At 62.4% G+C, this 20,458-nt stretch carries 12 protein-coding genes; 3 read left to right on the top strand and 9 right to left on the bottom strand.

The window, feature by feature from the left end; all coding sequences use genetic code 11:
- Positions 1-16 precede the first annotated feature (16 nt).
- From odhB to purB, 8 genes are all read right to left on the bottom strand, one after another.
- Positions 17-1,222 (bottom strand): 2-oxoglutarate dehydrogenase complex dihydrolipoyllysine-residue succinyltransferase, encoded by a 1,206-nt coding sequence (gene odhB / locus BT115_RS04325; protein WP_072321281.1) that lies wholly within the window; start codon positions 1,220-1,222, stop codon positions 17-19.
- 7 nt (positions 1,223-1,229) lie between these two features.
- Positions 1,230-4,076 carry a 2-oxoglutarate dehydrogenase E1 component gene (locus BT115_RS04320; protein WP_072322250.1) on the bottom strand — a complete coding sequence of 949 codons (2,847 nt, stop codon included), beginning with the start codon at positions 4,074-4,076 and terminating at the stop codon, positions 1,230-1,232.
- 305 nt (positions 4,077-4,381) lie between these two features.
- Positions 4,382-5,731, bottom strand: coding sequence for a hypothetical protein (locus BT115_RS04315; protein WP_072321280.1), 1,350 nt, complete (start codon positions 5,729-5,731; stop codon positions 4,382-4,384).
- A 215-nt stretch (positions 5,732-5,946) separates the two neighbouring features.
- The gene (locus tag BT115_RS04310) at positions 5,947-7,299 is read right to left on the bottom strand and encodes a hypothetical protein (RefSeq protein ID WP_072321279.1); all 1,353 of its coding nucleotides are present in this window, start codon (positions 7,297-7,299) and stop codon (positions 5,947-5,949) included.
- Positions 7,300-7,651: 352 nt separating this feature from the next.
- Positions 7,652-9,082 carry a delta-60 repeat domain-containing protein gene (locus BT115_RS04305; protein WP_072321278.1) on the bottom strand — a complete coding sequence of 477 codons (1,431 nt, stop codon included), beginning with the start codon at positions 9,080-9,082 and terminating at the stop codon, positions 7,652-7,654.
- A gap of 324 nt (positions 9,083-9,406) precedes the next feature.
- Positions 9,407-9,895 carry a DUF7931 domain-containing protein gene (locus BT115_RS04300; RefSeq protein ID WP_072321277.1) on the bottom strand — a complete coding sequence of 163 codons (489 nt, stop codon included), beginning with the start codon at positions 9,893-9,895 and terminating at the stop codon, positions 9,407-9,409.
- A complete protein-coding gene (locus BT115_RS04295) occupies positions 9,892-11,085 on the bottom strand; it encodes a cupin domain-containing protein (protein WP_072322249.1) in 1,194 nt (397 codons plus the stop codon). Before BT115_RS04295 ends, BT115_RS04300 begins: the two co-directional genes overlap by 4 nt.
- Positions 11,086-11,097: 12 nt before the next feature.
- Positions 11,098-12,465, bottom strand: a complete 1,368-nt coding sequence (purB, locus tag BT115_RS04290) for an adenylosuccinate lyase (RefSeq protein WP_072321276.1) — start codon at positions 12,463-12,465, stop codon at positions 11,098-11,100.
- 195 nt (positions 12,466-12,660) lie between these two features.
- On the opposite strand from purB, the gene BT115_RS04285 reads away from it, so the two are divergent.
- The 3 genes from BT115_RS04285 to BT115_RS04275 all read left to right on the top strand — a co-directional run bounded on the left by BT115_RS04285 (position 12,661) and on the right by BT115_RS04275 (position 19,241).
- Positions 12,661-15,153: a dermonecrotic toxin domain-containing protein gene (locus tag BT115_RS04285; protein WP_072321275.1), complete on the top strand. Its 2,493-nt coding sequence runs from the start codon at positions 12,661-12,663 to the stop codon at positions 15,151-15,153.
- A 141-nt stretch (positions 15,154-15,294) separates the two neighbouring features.
- On the top strand, positions 15,295-17,772 hold the full coding sequence (locus BT115_RS04280) for a dermonecrotic toxin domain-containing protein (protein WP_072321274.1): 2,478 nt from the start codon (positions 15,295-15,297) through the stop codon (positions 17,770-17,772).
- 71 nt (positions 17,773-17,843) lie between these two features.
- Positions 17,844-19,241 (top strand): class II fumarate hydratase, encoded by a 1,398-nt coding sequence (locus tag BT115_RS04275; protein WP_072321273.1) that lies wholly within the window; start codon positions 17,844-17,846, stop codon positions 19,239-19,241.
- Positions 19,242-19,251: 10 nt separating this feature from the next.
- Here the strand turns inward: BT115_RS04275 and BT115_RS04270 are convergent, their stop codons facing one another.
- Positions 19,252-20,442, bottom strand: a complete 1,191-nt coding sequence (locus tag BT115_RS04270) for a serine hydrolase domain-containing protein (protein WP_072321272.1) — start codon at positions 20,440-20,442, stop codon at positions 19,252-19,254.
- Between the last annotated feature and the right edge of the window lie 16 nt (positions 20,443-20,458).

Below are 20,458 nucleotides of genomic sequence, written 5' to 3'. Positions count from 1 at the left end.
GCGGCTCAACCGGCCATCAGAGGCCGAGCAGCATCCGCTGCGGGTTTTCCAGTTGGTTCTTGATGTCGACCAGGAACAGCACGGCGTCGCGGCCGTCGATGATGCGGTGGTCGTACGACAGCGCGATGTACATCATCGGCGCGGCCACCACCTGGCCGTTCTCCACGACCGGGCGCTCCTTGATCGTGTGCATGCCGAGGATGGCGCTCTGCGGCGGGTTCACGATCGGGGTGGACAGCAGCGAGCCGAAGGTGCCGCCGTTGGTGATGGTGAACGTGCCGCCCTGGAGGTCGTCCAGGCCGAGCTTGCCGTCACGCGCCTTCTTGGCGTAACCGATGATGCCCTTCTCGACGTCCGCGAACGACATGTCCTGCACGTCGCGCAGCACCGGCGTGACCAGGCCCTTGTCGGTGGACACGGCGATCGAGATGTCCTGGTAGCCGTGATAGATGATGTCGCTGCCATCGACCGAGGCATTGATGACCGGATAGCGCTTCAGGGCTTCCGTCGCCGCCTTCACGAAGAAGCTCATGAAGCCCAGCTTCACGCCGTTGGCCTTTTCGAACTGCTCGCCCAGCGCCTTGCGCAGCTTCACCACCTCGGCGAGGTTGACCTCGTTGAACGAGGTGAGCATGGCGATCGAGTTCTTCGACTGCATCAGGCGCTCGGCGATGCGAGTGCGGATGCGGGTCATCGGCACGCGCTCTTCCGGACGGCTGCCCGGGGTCGGCTTCGCGGCCGGAGCGGCGGCGGCCGGGGCCGGCGCGGAGCCGCCCTTGCCGGCGTTGACCAGGTCTTCCTTCGTCACGCGGCCGTCGCGGCCGGTGCCGGCGACCTTGGACGGATCGATGTTTTCTTCCACGGCGACGCGGCGGCCGGCCGGCGACAGTTCGTCGACGCCCTTCGGCGCAGCGGCGGCTTCGGTCTTCTCGGCCTTCGGCGCCTCGGCGGCGGCCGGGGCGGGCGCAGGAGCGGCGGCAGCAGCGCCTTCCTCGATCACCGCAATGACCTGGTTGCTGGTAACGGTGGCGCCTTCCTCGAACTTGATTTCCTTCAGCACGCCGTCGACCGGCGCCGGGACTTCGAGGACGACCTTGTCGGTCTCGAGGTCGAGCAGGTTCTCGTCGCGCTTGACTGCATCACCGGCCTTCTTGTGCCAGGTGGCGATGAGCGCGTCGGAGACCGACTCGGGCAGGACCGGGACTTTGACTTCGATGGACATGCTTGTCTTACTCCGCTGCGTGATCGGTGCCGACCGGCGCGACGAGCGCCTGTTCGACGAGCGCCGTCTGTTCGGCGACATGAGTGTTGAGGTGACCCGCGGCCGGTGCCGGCGAACGAGCGCGTCCTGCATAGGACAGGCTGTGCTTCGGTCCCACGCAGGCCTGCAGGTGGTGACGGATCTGGAACCAGGCACCCTGGTTCATCGGTTCTTCCTGGCACCACACCACTTCCTTCGCGGAAGGGTACTTTTCCAGTTCGGCCGTGACTTCCGGGCGTGGGAACGGGTAGAGCTGCTCGACGCGGACGATGGCGACGTCGGTCAACTGGCGCTTCTCGGCGTCTTCCAGCAGGTCGTAGTAGACCTTGCCCGAGCAAAGCACGACGCGCTTGACCTTCTTGGCCTGCAGATCGCGATGCTCGCCGATTACCAGCTGGAAGCGGCCGTTCGCCAGTTCGTCCAGCGAGGACACCGCGAGCTTGTGACGCAGCAGCGACTTGGGCGTCATCACGATCAGCGGCTTGCGCACCGGGCGCACCTGCTGGCGGCGGATCATGTGGAACGCCTGCGCCGGGGTGGTGGGCACGCAGACCTGCATGTTGTCGAGCGCGCAGAGCTGCAGGAAGCGCTCGAGGCGGGCGGAGGAGTGCTCCGGACCCTGGCCTTCATAGCCGTGGGGCAGGAACAGTGCGAGGCCGCAGAGGCGGTCCCACTTGGCTTCGCCGGAGCTGATGAACTGGTCGATCACGACCTGCGCGCCGTTGGCGAAGTCGCCGAACTGGCCTTCCCAGATGGTGAGTTGGTCGGGCGCCGTGGTGGCTTCGCCGTACTCGAAGGCCATCACGGCTTCTTCGGACAGCAGCGAGTCGATGACTTCGACGCGCGCGTCAGCGCGGACCTTGGACAACGGCATGTACGTGTCGTCGGAGCTCTGGTCGTGCAGCACGGCGTGGCGATGGAAGAAGGTGCCGCGACCGGCGTCCTGACCCACCACGCGCAGGTCGTAGCCTTCGGCGATCAGCGTGCCGTAGGCGAGGTTTTCGGCGAAGCCCCAGTCGCCCGGCAACTCCCCCGCAGCCATCTTGCGGCGGTCTTCGTAGATCTTGGCGACGCGCGGATGCAGGGTCACGTTGGACGGCACGTCAAGGATGACGTCGAGCACCTTGCCCATCTGCTCGCGCGAGACGGCGGTGCTGACTTCCATGGACAGGCTGTTCTTCTGGAAGCGACTCCAGTCCACCGGAATGTCGCGGGTCGGCTGAGGATCGATCGCGATCAGGGGCTCGCCCTTTTCCAGCCGTGCGCGGTAATCGTCGAGCATCTTCTGGCCGTCGTCGGCGCCGATGGTCGATTCCTTCACCAGCCGCTGCGCATACAGGTCGCGCGTAGTGGGGCGCTTACGAATGATCTGGTACATCAGCGGCTGCGTGGCCGCCGGCTCGTCGGCCTCGTTGTGGCCGTGGCGGCGATAGCAGACGAGGTCGATCACCACGTCCTTCTTGAAGCGCTTGCGGAACTCGTAGGCAAGGCGGGTGACCTGGATCACCGCTTCCGGGTCGTCGCCGTTCACGTGGAACACCGGCGCGTTGACCATCTTCGCGAGATCGGTGCAGTACAGCGTGGAGCGGGCGTCCTCGCGCTTGGAGGTGGTGAAACCGACTTGGTTGTTCACCACCAGATGCAGCGTGCCGCCGATGGCGAAGCCGCGCGCCTGCGACATCTGCATCAGTTCCATGTTGACGCCCTGGCCCGCGAAGGCGGCGTCACCGTGGATGAGCATGGCGATGGACTTCTCGCGCGCCGTGTCGCGGCGACGCGACTGGCGCGCATGCACCGAGCCGGCCACCACGGGGTTGACGATTTCCAGGTGCGAGGGGTTGAAGGCCAGGGCCACGTGCACGCCGCCGTTCGGCGTCTTGACGTCGGCCGAGAAGCCCATGTGGTACTTCACGTCGCCGGAGTGGATCGGGCTGTCGTCGTGCTCGAACTTGCCTTCGAACTCGTTGAAGAGCTGCGACGGCGCCTTGCCGAGAATGTTCACCAGCACGTTGAGGCGGCCGCGGTGGGCCATGCCGATCACGATTTCCTTGACGCCGTTGTCGCCCGCGGCGCGAACCACGTCGTCCACCATCGGGATCAGGCTGTCGCCGCCCTCGAGCGAGAAACGCTTCTGGCCGACGTACTTGGTGTGCAGGTAGCGCTCCAGGCCCTCGGCGGCGGTCAGCGCCTCGAGCACGCGCACCTTCTCGGGTTTCTGCAGGCCCGGCGAGCCGCCGGCCTGTTCGAGGCGCGAGTGGATCCATGCGCGCTGGTCGTGGTCGGCGATGTACATGAACTCGGCACCCACGGTGCCGGTGTAGATCTGCTTCAGCTTGGCGAGCAGATCGCGAAGCTTCATGCGGTGGCCGCCACCGGCAAAGCTGCCGGCGTCGAACTCGGTGTCGAGGTCGGCATCGGACAGGCCGTGGAAGGCGAGGCCCAGGTCCGGGGTGTCGATGTCGGGGACGGTCAGGCCGAGGGGATCGAGCTGGGCGGCGATGTGACCGCGCGACCGGTAGGCCGTGAGCAGGCGGAGCACACCGGCCTGCTTCTGCGCGTAGGCGTTGTCGACCGGACCGGCCGAGACCGCTGCGCTACGACGCTGCTTCTGCGCCGCCTCGATACGGGCGATGGCGCCGGAGTGGGGGACGTCGCCGGCCTCACGGCCCTTCAGCGACTTGAAATAGCCATCCCATTCCGCCGGAACGGCGCTCGGGTCGGCCAGCCAGGCTTCGTAGACTTGCTCCACGTAGTCGGCGTTGCCGCCGGCGAGTTGGGAGGATTCGAAGAACTCGCGGATCAGGTTTGCGCTCACGTCACCACCGGCACACGAAAAGGACGGGCCGCCGCTCGGCATGTGGGGACCGCCCGCGGCAAAGAATCCGTTAATTATAGCCTCGTGCTGCTGCGCCGCGCCAACCTATTCGGCGCCGCGCCGACGGGCTCCGTGGGCGAGTGGTCTTATCTGCGCGTTGGGCTTTGTCCGCGCAAGAACGCGGCCGGCATGGGCGGCGAAACAAGAGGTCTCGCCGCAGGGAAGAGAGGTCGGTCCCTGGCCGTGGCCTGAACGTACCGCCACCGGCGTGACGGGGTGAGGGGGAGCCAGCGCTGATTTCTAGCTTAAGTCAGGATAACGCGGACGAGCTGGGTCATGACCGTGTGGCCGACATTCGGCTCCCACAAGATGACCTGATCACTGAGAAGGAGCGTTTTCCGCTCTTGCCCTTGAACGAAAGAGGAGGAAAGGAAAGGGGAGTTTGGATTTAGCACCGGCCGGGCCACAATCATCCCGCCCCCGTGCCCAAACGTCGTGTCCAGCGATCCATGGCGATCAAGTCTAGCCATGTACAGAAACGAGTCCAATCCGTCTTGCCAGGGACCGTGGAGAATGATTTTGTCGTCCTGCGTGGCAAGCGTGAAGATGACGCCATCGAAAACGAACATTTTGCCGTCGTTGAACTCGTCGTCCAGCGAGCCATCCGCGCGTATTCTTGCGATCCATCCAAATGACCGATGTGCGGTGTAGAGCGGACCGCCGACCACTACGGAGTCGTCGCGGTCAGACAGTGCAATGGCATTGGCGCGCATGCCGGAGTAATCGGGATGGCGGAGCATTACGTATCCTTTGCTGCCAAATGATGTGTCGACACCACCGTCCGCGTTCAGCCGTGCCAGAACGGCGTGCCCGCTTTTGGCGGAGTCTCCAGCAAGAAAGAGTTTATCGTCCTTAAGAACGGCGATCTTCAGGAAAGCCACGTGCTTAGGTAGACCGGAGACCATCCCACCTTTTCCGAATTCCGTATCCAGTTGCCCTTGACGGGTCAGCCTGACCACCCGCGGCTCCTCGTCCCATACGAAATAGTCGATGAGGACGAATAACGCCACGACGATCCGGTCGTCGGGCTGGATGGCGAAGTCGTAGAAGGTGTTGGCGTCGAGCTTTTCCTTGAAATGAATCAACGCGATACCAGCATTGCCGAACGATGTGTCGAGGTCGCCTTCCGACGTCATGCGCACAACGATTGGGGTTCCTGCGCCCGGGGAGAGCAGCATGCCGCCGATGATGAGGCTTCCATCCGACTGCACTCCCGCCTTGAGAACCTCGACTCTCCCGCTGAGGGACAGGTCCACAATCTTTCCCTCAGGGGGAAAGGATTCGTCTGGCGCGCCATCTTCCAGCAATCGCTGGACTTTGATCCTCGCCATCCCTGTCCGTTGGGGTTCTGTCAGGATCCAATGTTTGCCGTTGCCCGTCGGGAACCCCACACCGCGCGCAGCCTCCGTCAGAAACCCATTGTTCGCGAACGATGTATCGAGATCTCCTGGCCTCGCGGCCTTGTGCGAGGCCTTCGCTTCAATGTCAGGCATGAGCAGATCCTCCCATCCCGCCATTCTTTCAGAGAATTTTCCCCATCGTCCGGGAGAGAGCTTGATGTCGCCGGGGCGAAGCATGTCGATGATCTCGCGCATGGGAATCCTCCTTGATGAATCGTGTGATGCACGCTATGGCGCGGTTCCTTGCACCGGAATAAAGCCTTCGTTGTCATCGCGTCTATTGCGCTTCCCGGTCCGGCGGGTTGCAACGCGATATATGGGCTAGGACAGTGTTGGATGGATCGGTGAGCGGTTCTCGGCAGCGTGAATGCGAACCGACATGCTGAAGCCGGGCCGCCCACCGTGGTTCATCAAAGGATGATGCGGAGCAGTTGAGTGTCGATGTCCTCATCAAACACGTTGACGTTGCTGACGAGCAGTTTCCTTTGTTCCTGTCCTGCACTCTCAATGTGGATGTTGGCGTATCGAGAGGAAAATCCGATTTGCACAGGTCGTTCATAGATCACGGAGCCGTCGTCGCCGAATGTCGGATCGGGTAGACCATCAGGTCTGATCCTGCCTACGATCAAGCGCGAAGGCAGCCTTGGGCGCGAGGTGCCTTCGAAAACGATCCTGTCGTCCTGCGTTGCGATCGCATCGACCCAATCGTTGGTGAAGAATAAGATCCGACCGCGGTTGAACCGCGGGTCGAGGTGACCGCTCGAAAGGATGCGTGCTATGAAGCCACCAGCTACTCCCTCGTGGGAGTCCGCCTGGCCGCCGACCACTACGGAGCCGTCACTTTTTTGGAATTCCGCAGCCGCGACGGCTCCCAAACGTCGGTAGAGCGGGTGGCTTAGTCGGACGATACCCTCCTGGCCAAACGTTCGGTCGACTCTGCCATCTGCGTGTAAGCGCATCACAACGGCGTCTTCGTCAGTTGCTGACAATCCGTGCAATAACAGTTTCTTGTTACTGAGGACTAAAGTTCCGAACATATACACTTGCGCGGGCAGGTCGTAAGCGACTCCAAATTTTGCAAAATCGACATCTAGGGCGCCGTCTGCGTTCAACCTGATGATTCGTGGGAAACTCTTCACTTGCCAAGATGCCATCGCCGTGACGATGATCTTGTCATCGGGCTGCACAGCAATGTGGTACAGGGAGGTCAGCAAGGGGTTCCCTGATAATTGGATCAACTTGATGCCCTCGTCGCCGAACGAGAGGTCGAGTTCTCCTTCCTTGTTGATGCGCGCAACAAATACGGCCCGTTCGTCCGGTTCTTCCGTGAAATAGATGTATCCTGCGACGATAATGTTCCCGCTTGACTGTAATACCGCATCCGTTAGTTGAGTGTGGTCGGCGGATGGATGCAGATCTACGATCTTTCCTTCGAGGGCGAAGTCAGGATCCGGCGACCCGTAGCTCAAGAGACGAATCACATGCAATCGCGGGCCCTTGCCCATCAGGTTTAACTTAGAAACCACCCAGTATCTCCCGTCTCCGGTCGGTAATCCGATGCCGATGGAGGGGCGGGTCACCACTCCTTTGTCCCCAAATGACGTATCCAGGTCGCCTGGCTTTACGTCATCAATGACGTCTCCTGGCTCCGCCTGCTGTGCAAGCAGGTCTTCCGGGCGGATGAACCGTTCAGGAAATTGTTTGCTCTCGCCGAAGAATGGGTTGATGTCGCCGGGGCGAAGCATGTCGATGATCTCGCGCATGGGAATCCTCCTTGATGAATGCGTGCGAGGCACGCTCTGGCACGGCACAGTTCCCTGCGCCGGAATAAAGCTCTTTGCGATGGTCAGATGCTACAACCGTCCTACTCCCGCAGCGCGGACTCAACAGTGTCCACCGGCGGACGCGCCTCTTCAGTAAGCAAGAAGCGGACACGTTGGATCAATCTCTTAGGCTGCTTGTCGTATATCAAGCAGACACTGCTGACGAAGAGTGTCTTATTTTCCTCTCCGTGAATGGTGACGTGGTGATGCGCCGAATCACCTCTTGGAGCGTCTACATAAGATGGCGCAACTACGACTCCTTCGTTGCCGAAGGTAGTATCCGTCGCGCGATTCATGAGCGATGGTTCGGTAGATGAAACGTCTCGTCGATACGTCCAACCTTAACCTCCTCAGCGCCCTCGTTTTCGTTCATATGAACCAAAATGAAGCGGACAAGCTGGGTCTCGACTACGACCCCTCTGAAGAAGGTCTTGGATGCCCTGGAGTAGGTTCTGGTGAACCTTGTGGTCACGTCACTGACGAACAGCGTCGTCTCCTGACCGCGCACTTGAACGAAGGCATGGGACCTAAACACGTCATCTGAGGCATCGACGGGTGGCGGTACTACAACTATCCCTCCGCTGCCGAACGTCGTATCCAGCGATCCATCGCGATTGATGCGCTTGACGTACATTCGTGAAATATCAGGCTCCACGGTCGTCAGTCCGTGGACGACCAATTGGCCGGTCTGCACTGAAATCGTGGAAATTTGATCGTCGAAGAGCAAAAGCTTGCCGCTGTTGAATTCATAGTCTGGATGTCCACTGGGCAGGACTTTTGCTATCCAATAGCCCGAGTGCTCTTCCGTATTGATCCTTCCTCCCACTGCAATTGAATCGTCGTCATCGATGGCGAGGCATGTGATATCCATGGCAGCACCATCTGGTGCTTGCCATCTGACTATTCCTCCGGCACCGAATGTCTGGTCGTAGTTGCCATGCGTGGTCATGCGAACCAGAACAGCATCCGCATCCTGAGGTCCACCAAGCACCAGGTTGCCGGCTCTGTCGGCCGCCAGCCTGAGCATAGCCATTTCGGAAGGGTCAAGAACGACACCGCCGTCCCCGAAGCTCTCGTCCAGCCTCCCTTCGGCAGTCAGTCGGACTACCCGGGTATCCACTGTCGAGTTGATGGGGCCGGAAGCCAATACCGCCAACACAATCTTGTCGTCGGCCTGAATGGTAAGGTCCCGTACCCCGATTATCGGTGCGTTCTCGTCGAGTTCGATCAGCTTGATTCCGCCATCACCGAACGACGTATCCAACGTCCCATCCGGATGGATAGACGTAACGAACGATGCCTCGGGAGTGGCCTGTTCCAATTCACCGGCAATGATGATCTTTCCGTTTGACTGTAATGCCGCCGTGATTATGTCGATATTGCCTTCGGGATGAACGGTCACGATTTTCCCGTCCAGAGGGAAGTCTGGGTCTGGCGACCCATCCTCGAGGACTCGCTTGATTCGTATCGTTCCTGTGGTGTTCGTTCTAAGATTTGACAGGATCCAGTATTTTCCGTCATGGGTCGGTAGCGCCATGCCAAGGGATGCGTCGACCAGGCGACCGCTGTCACCGAACGAAACATCGATGTCTCCGGGTTTCATGACGACGTCTGTCGCGTCATCCATTTCGGTGCGTAGTCGAATCACGTCTTCGACTTTTTTGAAGCCTTCCGTGATTTTTTTGAGTCGGTCTGCAAGCGGATGGTTCGTTGTGTCGTTCATCGCGGTCATCCTTGAGATAAGGGGCCAGACGGGCCGGGATCACGGCAGGCTTTTTTCTGCGCACCCGTTCCATGTCTTGTGCGGTCAGCATCCTTCGCGGGGACGAGCGGCCCGGTAAACGCTTGTTGGCGAAGTGACGGGTGTCGCTGGGGCGAAGCACCTCTGTGCTCTCGCATGGGAAATCTTCCTTGACAAGCGTGCGCGACGAACTCTAAGCGGCAAGCTCCGTGTGCCGTAATAAGCCATTCGTTGTAATCGCGCCGCTTTCGCTGCACGGATCCGGCCGCTGCGAAGCGAAGTGTCCGAGGGGAGCGTCGGACCCGATCAGATACCCAGCGGTCGTATCTGCCAGGCGGCCTCGGCCCGTTCCCACACGTCGTCGAAATAGGCGGTCAAACGAGCGGTCTCGCCGGGCTCGCCGAGCGAACCGCGGGCTTCGTAGCGCGTGGCCACCGGCCGGAACAGAAAGCCGCTGATCTGATCGACGACGAAGGCCGATCCGTAGCGGAGCTGGGCGTCCTCGGTCGGAACGCGCAGCATGATCGCGGTGGGCAGGCGCTGGGCGAGGGCGATCAGACGATGCCCCTCGCGATGGGCGCGCTCGGCGTCATGGGTCAGTACGCGGATCTGCGCCTGCCGGCCACTGGTGGCGATGCGGCGCAACTCGGTCAGGGCCTCGTCGTCATCCAGCACGCCGGACTCGATGATCGGTAGATAAAGAGATACGCGGTGGCGGGCCTGGGCGAGCAGACGCACATGCGCGGCGCCGAGCGCCGCCTTGTCATCCGCTACCAGGCTCGCCGGGTCGTTCACCGGCGGCGGGCCTTGCGCACGGCGAGCTGCCCGTCGTTGAGCAGCGCCAGTAGTACGGCCTTCTCCGGCCCGGGCGGCGTGCGGTCGAAGCTCAGTTCGCGTTCGCCCGATAACCGCTCGGCGAGCGCCGCCGGGCATTCGTAGGCCTGGCCGCTGACGTACAGCGTGGCTTCCTTACGGCCTTTTACCCAGGCCACGCGGGCGTAGGGGTGGCGCATGAGGGTGGCGCCGCTCGCCAGCGCCTTGTCGAAGGCGGCCTCGGTGAGAGCCTTCGGGGGCGCGGCCGCCACCTGGGCATTGCGGTACCGGGTGATGAAGCGACCGAACCAGTCGGCGAGCAGGTCGCGGTCGAGGGTTGCCGCGAATGGCAGCGCCTGGCGAAGACGATTCAGCGCCGCCGTGTCGATTTCCCCAGCCCGTTTGGCGGGGGTGAGGTCGGGATCGGTGTAGCGCAGTTCATCGGGCATCCGCTCGGCGAGGAAATCGGCCAGATCACCGGTCAGTTCGGCCTGGGAGGGCGCGCGCATACCGACGGAAATCGTCATGCAGTTGCCGATGGCGACGCCGTCGTGAGGGACGCCGGGGGGCAGATAGAGCATGTCACCCGGTTCAAGAAGCCATTCGTGGGTCGGCTCGAACACCTTCAACTGCTTCAGCTCGACGTCCTCGCGGAAATCGAGCGGCGCATCGGGGTCGTCACTGATCGCCCAGTGCCGCTCGCCGATGCCCTGGAGCAGAAAGACGTCGTACTGGTCCACGTGCGCGCCCACACCGCCACCGTCCTCGGCATAGGAAATCATGATGTCGTCGAGACGCCAGCTCGGAAGGAAGGTGAAGGGCTCAAGCAATGCAGCCACGTCGGCGTCCCACTTGTCGACGTCCTGCACCAGCAGCGTCCAGTCGCGCTTCGGCGTCTTACCGAACTCGGCCTCGGCGAACGGGCCGTTCTTGACCGTCCAGCGATCGCGCTTCTCGTCATGGATGATGAGGCGTGCCAAGGCACCTTCCTCGCACGCGAGGCCGGCGAGGTCGTTCGGTTCTATCGGCGCCTGGAAATCGGGGAACGCGTTGCGGATGAGCAGTGGGCGTTTCTGCCAGTAATCGCGCAGGAACTGCGCCGCGCTCATGCCGAGCGGCTGGTTGGCGTTGCCGCGCACCTCGATCGGGAGCGGCTTGCGGGTGGGGGTCATGGCCATGTGTGCTCAGACCTTGCGCGCAAGATCGGCGGCGAGGCCGATATACGAAGCGGGTGTCAGCTCGGCCAGTGCCTTCTTCGCCTCGGCGGGCAGATCCAGACCGGCAATGAAGCTGCGCATGGAATCCTTCGTGATGCCCTGACCGCGCGTGAGTGCCTTCAACTGCTCATACGGCTCCGGCAGGCCGAAGCGACGCATGACGGTCTGTACGGCTTCGGCAAGCACTTCCCAACTCGCGTCCAGATCGGCAGCGATCCGCTCGGCATTGACGTTGAGCTTGCCAAGACCCTTCTGCAGCGATTCCAGCGCGACCAGCGTATGGCCGAAGGCGGTGCCCAGGGCGCGCAGCACGGTGGAGTCGGTGAGATCGCGCTGCCAGCGGCTGATCGGCAGCTTCTCGGCGAAATGGCCGAGCAGGGCATTCGCAAGACCGAAATTGCCTTCGGCGTTCTCGAAGTCGATCGGATTGACCTTGTGCGGCATGGTGGACGAGCCGACTTCGCCGGCCTTCAACGCCTGGCGGAAGTAGCCGAGCGAGATGTAGCCCCAGATGTCGCGCGAGAGGTCGATCAGGATGATGTTGATCCGGCGCAGCACGTCTGCGAATTCCGCGATGCCGTCGTGCGGCTCGATCTGCGTGGTATAGGGATTGAAGACGAGCCCGAGCCCCTCGACGAAGCGCGATGCCAGTGCCGGCCAATCCACATCCGGATAGGCGATCACGTGTGCGTTGTAGTTGCCCACGGCACCATTGATCTTGCCCGGGATTTCGATTGCCACGAGCTGGCGCCGCTGGCGCTCCAGTCGGGCGACCACGTTGGCGATCTCCTTGCCCATGGTGCTCGGCGACGCCGTCTGCCCATGCGTGCGCGAGAGCAGCGAAAGACCCGCATGATCGTGGGCGAGCGCGCGCAGCGTTGCCATCGCCTGATCGATCGCCGGCAGCAGTACGGCCTCACGTGCATCGCGGAGCATAAGAGAGTAGGCGAGGTTGTTGATGTCCTCGCTGGTGCAGGCGAAATGCACGAATTCCTTGGCCTGGGATAGCGCCGGATCGTTGCCGATCTTTTCCTTGATGAAGTACTCGACGGCCTTGACGTCGTGATTCGTGGTCGCTTCGATGGCCTTGATGCGCTCGCCGTCCTCGGCCGAAAAGTCGTTCGCGATAGCGAGCAGGCGATCGGCCGCGTCGCTCGGGAATGCCGGCAGTTCCACGATGCCCGGATGGGCACCCAGGGCCAGCAGCCAGTGGATTTCCACGTGCACGCGCCGGTGCATCAGGCCGAATTCGCTGAAGATCGGGCGCAGCGGCGCCGCCTTGGCAGCGTAGCGACCGTCCAGCGGCGAAAGAGCGGTGAGCGTGGCGTGGGACATGCGGGGTGTTCCTGAAGGCGGCGGGGCAGCCATCGATTATATGCCAGCCGCCGCAGTCGGCGGACCGCTACGGCGCCCCTGGGCGGCGCCGACACATTCCAGGCCCGCTGGCTGCGCTTTGTCGCGCCTTGGGGTGCCTGCGCGGTCGGGCCCGCGTCATTAAAGTGCGCGCCAGTCTCAAGGAAGTTCACCCTCATGAAAGGATTTTCCCTCAAGCCCCGGCTCCTGGCTGCCATGGTCGTGGCCGCGCTATCGGCCGGGACAGTGCATGCGCATACGACGGGCGCGTATCACCAGGACAAGACTCGCCCTGGCCTCGCTGACGGAGCGAATGCCGTGCCGGCGCCAGGAACACCGTTGGCGCTTCAAGGAACCACGGTAGCTTTCACTACGAAGGAGGATGCGCGCGCTTACTGGATCATGACCACCAAGGTACAGGCGCTGCCCGTGCCGGATGCCCGTATGGTCGCCAAGGCCTTGCTCAAGAAGCGCCTGGGCGTAGACGGCGATGCCTACGTGGTCGCGCATTTCGCGTCGCCTCAGGACTGGGCGCAGGGGCGGCCCGACAACACCATGCTGCTGACCGATGCGCTGATGGAGGCGTTTCCGGCGCACGACCGACATACGAGGTTTGCCGAATGGGCGGATGCGGTGGGCAGTGTGAGTTCGGGTGGCCAGGCGAGTCCCGGGCTGCTTGGCTTCATTGAAGGAGCGAGCCAGTGGCGCAGTGCCAGGCAGTGCTTTTCCAGTCTCGGTAGCTATCTGTGGAGCCGCAGCGGACCGGGCTACCTCTACAACCTGTTTTTCGCCAAAGGCAACATGGTGGAGACGGTACGCGAGGACGCCCGTCCTCTGGATGAGGCCTTTGGGGTGTTCGCCGTCGCCAAGGGATTCACCGGGCATAGCGACTTCGCCTTGTCGCGGATCGTCCGCTTGTTCGAAGCGGACGACGCTTTTTCGGAGCTTCCGTACGTGCGCAAGCTTCGCGCCGAGATGGACGCCTATTGGGTGACCAGCGGGAAAGACTGGCCTGTCATGGCCCGCTATCGTTTCGTCGAGCAGGCCCGCGAGGCGCGCAGAACGGGAAAACTCTCCAAGGAAGCCTATGCGCAGGTGATGCGAGAGGGTGCGCCGCGCGTGCCTCTCGATGGAACGATCACGCTCGCGCAGCTCCGCGATGGACAACGGGAGCTAGGTGGAAGAGCCGTGCGTCGTCTGGACATCAACGGATATTTCGCCACGGACATGCTCCGTTTCGTGGCGGCAGATGGAAGCGAAATCCTCTACATGCCAGGTGCCACCGAGCCCTTCGTATCGTTCGTCAACGAGGGAGCACTGCGTCGATGGGTCCTTACCCAGACACGGGATTCGCGGAAGCTGGATGCGCTGCTCTCACGATTCTCGCGTTACGACAGACAGGACGGAACGTTCTGGACAGGCGTCGAGCACGGGCTCGATAACATCGCGAAAGGCCTATGGAAACCCGATGCGAGCGCCATCGACCACGCCGATGGCGTGGTCGATGGCGATGTCTTCGCGGACATGCGGATGCAGGTAGAAAAGCACATGCGTGACGACGCGCGCGTGGTTGCCAGCACGGCATGGGAAGGCTGGCGCACCACGCTCAATCGCACGGCGACGGTGCTCGGTCCCTTAGGCTACGTGCCATCGTTGGCCATTCCCATCCAGTTGGGCACGGGTCTTGTCGGACTTGAGACGGGGCTCGACCAAGGATTCCGCGGACGGACGAACGACACGCGAAAGCGCGGCCTCGGGCACGCTGTCATGGCGGTCGTTACCAACGTGGCGCTCGGAGCGGGTTTTGCCAGTTCCCGGCAGGGCATTGGTGCCGAAGCGCCCGCACGTTCTCTTCCACCAGGGCAGAGGACCGGCAATATCGGTTACTTGGTCGGGCCGCCGACGTCGCTGCGGGCACCGCCCGCCCGTCTCGCCATTGAACCCCCTATCCGACTTGATCCGTTGCCCACGAGTAGCCGGTGGGCACCGAGCGGCCTTCAGGCCGAGGTGCGCGAGGACGGCTATGTGGTTCTGGCCGTGCCCGAGAACAGCGCCGATCGAATCGCCGCGATCATCGATCTGAAAAAGAACGCGATCAAGGATCTTCATGGCCAACTGAGAGATGTCGAAACGCCTACGACCACGCGTAATGCGCGCGGCTTCATGGTATCGACCGATCGGGCGCTGGTGTTTCGCGTGGACTCACGCTCGCCGATGAGCCTGCTGAACAACGGTGGTTTCGGACCCTCGCGGGAGTTCTTCGACGTGGATCCCATGCTGGATGACATCGCAACGATCGGTAGCCGCTCCCTGCGGGGCAGCAACCTGGTCTTCAAGCGCTGGCCCGAGGCTTCGGTGAACGCGCATCTCGGGGATTTCCATCAGTACGTGATCTGGACGCATGGACGTGAGGTCGCTGCGGTAGCCGATAACGACATGCCCTGGGCGGATAAGGCGCTCGAAGAAGTTCACTTCCCCGCGGACATTCCTGCCAGCGACATCTACCTCATCGACTCCACGAATCCGGCCTATGCCAAGGCCATCAGCGAGATCGTCGAATCCGACCACGTTGCCACCCCTTACGGCGTCCCGATTGAGGCCTTCACCGAGTATCTGGCCGGCCGACTGGACATTCATGCGCCGAACCGCTTTTCCGAGCAGCGGCTATAGCAGTCGGTGGACCGCTACAGACCGCCAAGATGAGCCTACGCATTATTGGCTTTCGGCCCGCGCTGTGACGGGCGATCCGGAGCATGCGCGGTTGGGCAGGGCCCACTAAAGTGCGCGCCAGTCTCAAGGAAGGTCACCATCATGAAAGGATTTCCGTTCGGCTCCCGTCTTCTGGCGGGGCTTGTCGTAGCCGCGCTATCGGCGAGCACAGCTCAGGCGTATACGACGATCACCTACTACGCCGACGAGGATCATCCGAGCGCGGACGACCACGACGATGTCGGGCACACGCCAGGAACGCCGCTGGCGCTTCCGGATTCGGCGCTCGGCTTCCGCATGCAGGCGGATGCGCGCGCTTACTGGGAGATGGCCTCCAAGGCCCATGCGTTGCCGATACCGGACGCCCGTAGCGTCGCCAAGGCACTCCTTCTTCAACGACTGGGCGTGGACGGCGACGCGTACGTGGTCGCGCATTTCGCCACGTCCCAGGACTGGGCACAGGGGAAGCCCGACCACACCATGCCGCTCACCGACGCACTCATGGAGGCGTTTCCGGAGCACGACCGGCATTCGACCTTCGCGGCATGGGCGGACACCGTGGGCGGCGTGATGACAGGTGGGCAGGCCAGCCCGGGCCCGCTCGCTTTCATCGAGCAGGCCCGTCACTGCCGCAGCGTGCGACAGTGTTTTTCAAGCATCGGCGGTTATCTTTGGAGCCACACCGGGCCGGGTTACATCTACAAGCTGCTCTTCGCCAGAGGCAATGTGGTGGAGACAGTACGCGAGGATGCCCGTTCGCTGGACGAGGCCTTTGGTGTGTTTGCCGTCGGCAAGGGGTTCGCTGGGCCGAGCGACCTCGTTCTGTCCCAGGTTATCCGCGCCTTCGAGGCGGATGGCGTGTTCTCCGAACTGCCCTACGTCCGCAAGCTTCATGCCGACATGGACGCCTATTGGGCGGCAAATCGAGACGAATGGCCGGTTCTGGCCCGGTATCGTTTCGTCCAGCAGGCCCGTGAGGCACGTGTAAAGGGAAAGCTTACCCAGGAAGCCTATGCGCAGGTCATGCGCGAGGGTGCGCCACGCGTGCCTCTCGAAGGAGCGATCACGCTTGCGCAGCTCCGTGACGGGAGCCGGGCAACGGGCGGGCGAGCGGTGCGCCGGCTGGATATCAATGGATACTTCGCTACTGACCTTCTGCGCTTCGTCGCCTCGGATGGAAGCGAAGTTCTCTATTTGCCGGGGGCTGCCGAGCCCTTCCTGGAATTCGCCAACGAGGAGAAGCTGCGTCAATGGGTGCTGGCCCAGACGGAGGACGCACGGAAACTGGATGCGCTGCTCTCGCGCTTCTCTCGCTACGACCGCCAGGACGGCACGTTCTGGACCGGCGTTGAGCATGGGCTGGAAAACATCGCAAAAGGCCAGTGGAAAGCGGATGCCAGCGCGATCGACCATGCCGATGCGGTAATGGCGGGCGACGTTTTTGTGGATCTGTGCGCGCAGGTCGACAACCGCATGCGCGAGGATGCCCGCGTTCTCGCCAGTACCGCTTGGGAGGGATGGCGCACGACGCTCAATCGCACGGCGGCTTTGCTAGGCCCTATCGGCTATCTGCCTCCGCTGGCCATTCCCGTTCAGTTGGGGACGGGTCTCGTGAGCCTGGGCACCGGACTCGACGAAGGATTCCGTGGAAGGACGAGCGAAGCAAGAAAACGTGGTCTTGGTCAGGCTGCCATGACGTTCGTGACCAACGTGCCGCTAGGCGTCGCGTATGCGAGCGTCGGCAAGGCAGGTGAAGGTCAGGCGCCGGCACGTTTCGTTCCACCTCGTCGGGTAAACGGCAAAATCGGGTACCTGATGGGGCCGCCGAAAGCACCGATGATGCCTGAGGAAGCCCATCCGCAGTTCGATCCGCTGCCTACGAGCAGCGTTTGGACGCAGCCCGGTCCGCATGCCGAAGTACGCAGCGGCGGCTATGTGGTTATGGTCGTGCCGGAGAACAGTGTCGACCGGGTGTCCGCCGTCATCGATCTGAAAAAGAGAACGATCGACGAACTGCATCGCCAGCTGAGTGATGTCGAAGAGCCTGCGACCACAGGTAATGGGCATGGCTTTCTGGTATCGACGGACCGGTCCTTGGCGTTTCGTGTGGACTCCCGTTCTCCTATGACTCTGGTGGAAAACGGTGGGTTCGGGCCGTCCCGGGAGTTCTTCGATGTGGATCCCATGCTGGATGGGCTGGCAACGATCGGCAGTCGTTCGCTGCGAGGCAGCGACGTGGTCTTCAAGTACTGGCCGCAGGCTTCCACGAACGAGCATTCCGGAGACTACCATCAGTACGTGGTCTGGACACGCGGACGAGAGGTCGCCGACGTGGCTGAAAACGAAATAGTAGGGGCCGACCATGCGCTCGAAGAAGTCCATTTCGCCGCGGACATTCCTGCCAGCGACATCTACATCATCGACTCCATGAATCCTGACTATGCCAAGGCCATCAGCGAGATCGTCGAGTCCGACCACGTTGCCACCCCTTACGGCGTCCCCATTGAGGCCTTCACCGAGTATCTGGCCGGCCGATTGGACATTCATGCACCGAACCGCTTTTCCGAGCAGCGGTTATAGCCGATCCCTGTAAAAGCACGGTGGATGGACTTACCTTAGGGAGACCCCTGAGCCTCGACCGGAGTTTTCGCATGAGCAAGTTCCGCACCGAACGTGACAGCATGGGCGAGCTGAAGGTGCCCGCCAAGGCGCTTTACGGCGCGCAGACCCAGCGCGCGGTGGACAACTTTCCGGTCTCGGGCCTCACCATGCCTCGCGAGTTCATCCGCGCGCTGGGCCTGATCAAGTCGGCCGCGGCCGAGGCCAACGTGAAACTCGGGCATCTGGACAAGGCGTCGGCCAGGGCCATCCGCGAGGCCGCTGCGCGGGTGGCCGCAGGGGAAGTCGACGAGCACTTTCCCATCGACGTCTTCCAGACCGGCTCCGGCACCAGTTCCAACATGAACGCGAACGAGGTGATCGCTCACCTCGCCGAAGCCGCGGGACGCAAGGTACACCCGAACGATCACGTCAACGCGGGGCAGAGTTCGAACGACGTCATTCCCACGGCGATCCTCGTCAGTGCCACCCTGGCGACCAGTGAGCGACTTCTGCCGGCTCTGAAGCACCTGCGCAAGACCATCGACGCACGTGCGAAGGAACTCAAGAAGGTGGTGAAGACCGGTCGTACGCATCTGATGGACGCCATGCCGATCACCTTCGGCCAGGAGCTGTCCGGCTGGTCGGCGCAGATCGCGGACGCCGAGGAGCGGATCGGCGACACGCTCAAGCGCACGCGTCGCCTTCCGCAAGGCGGCAGCGCCGTCGGCACGGGCATCAACGCCGATCCGAAGTTCGGCCCCGCCGTGGCGACGGAACTGTCGAGGCTGACGGGCGTGAAGTTCGAATCCGCTGCCAACTATTTCGCCGGCATGGCGGCACAGGACGCGCCGGTGGAGCTGTCCGGCCAGTTGCGCACGCTGTCGGTGGCGGTGATGAAGATCGCCAACGATCTGCGTTGGATGAATTCCGGTCCGCTTGCCGGGCTTGGCGAAATCGAGTTGCCTGCGCTGCAGCCGGGCTCGTCGATCATGCCGGGCAAGGTGAACCCCGTGATTCCCGAGGCCGCCGCCATGGTGGCCGCGCAAGTGATCGGCAACGACGCCACGATCGCCATCGCCGGGCAGTCGGGTAATTTCCAGCTCAATGTCATGCTGCCGGTGATCGCGTACAACCTGCTGCAATCGATCGAGATCCTCGCCAACGTGACGACGTTGCTGGCCGATAAGGCCATCGCGGGGTTCAATGTCAACGAGGAACATATCCGCGAGGCCCTCGACAAGAATCCCATTCTGGTCACGGCACTCAATCCCGTGATCGGCTACGAGAAGGGCGCGGCAACCGCCAAGCAGGCGTACAAGGAAAAGCGCCCGATCATGGATGTGGCGCTGGAAACCACCGGCTTGTCGAAGGCGGAACTGACGAAGTTGCTCGATCCCGCCGCGTTGACCAAGGGTGGCATCCAAGGCGGTGGAGGCGGTGGCGGCTGAGTTCGAGACCTCAGCGCTTCTCCGAGCAGAACTGCGGCTTGTCGTACGGATCGTATCCATTCCAGCAGAGTGGAAATCCCACCTTGCCGAGGATGTCGTCGAGCAGATAGGCGTAAAGAGACTCCCCCAGCGAGCTGTTGCTCATCAGCAGCACACAGGTCTTCGAACGCTCGAGACACACGAACAGGTTGTTGGTGCCGTCGTCGTGGCCTTCCTTGAAGAACACCGGGCCGCGCGGCGACTCGAACCTTCCGACGCCCAGGGCATAACCGAGCGAGATCGCATCGTAGGCCGTCGTATCGGGCTGGCCGATGGTCGGAAACTGCCGCACGGAGTGGATCTTCACCACCGGCGTCAGCCACGTGCGATAAGTGGCCGGCTTCAACCCGGCGCCGCGCGACATGGCTGCGACGAGTCGCGCGTAGTCGGCGATCGTCGTATCTATGGAGCCCGCAGCGCGGACCGATTCCCGTTGCTTGTGCCCCAGCGGCTTGCCGTTCTCGTCGTAACCGATGGCAAGGTTGTCGGCGAAGTCGTCGCGCCAGGTCATGCTGGTACGGGTCATGCCGAAGGGTTCGAACAGCCGCTGCTTCATGAGCGTGGCGACGTCGATGCCCTTGCCGTTCTCCAGCACGAACTGCAACAGGTTGATGCCTTCGCCGGAATAGCCGAACTTCGTGCCCGGGTCGAAATAGAAGGCTAGCTTGCCGTTGGGATCGAAGTCTTTGCCCGGTGGCCAGAAGCGGAAATTGGGGAAGCCGGAGCGATGGCTGAGCAGGATCGATGGGGTGAGTTTCCGCCAGCGCTCGTCACCTGCGAGGTCGGCGTACTTCGGGTATTCCGGCAGCGGACGGGGCAGGTCGTTCGCGATGCTGCCGTTGAGATCGAGCTTGCCTTGCTCGACGAGCGACATCGTGGCGTAGGCGAAAGCGGCCTTGGTCAGCGACGCGGCATACATCACGGTGTCGGTCGTGAGCGGCAGGTTCTTCTCGACGTCGCGCTGCCCATAGGCTTTGACCGAGGTCACCTTGCCGTCCTCGATGATCGCGACGGCCAGTCCGGGTACTTTCGCTTCCTGCATCAGGAAGGCGATGCGCGTGTCCAATGCTGCACCACGAAGTGGCGCTTGTTCGGCCCCGTGTGCCGCGGTGAACGTCAGTGCTATGAGGGAAAACACGGTGAACACGAGCGACTTGCGCATGGCACTTTCCCCATGA

The organism is Luteibacter sp. UNCMF366Tsu5.1 (assembly GCF_900119235.1).
In the GTDB taxonomy this organism is placed as follows: domain Bacteria; phylum Pseudomonadota; class Gammaproteobacteria; order Xanthomonadales; family Rhodanobacteraceae; genus Luteibacter; species Luteibacter flocculans.
Note: the sequence above shows the minus strand (reverse complement) of the source record. Positions and strands in the feature narration are given on the sequence as shown.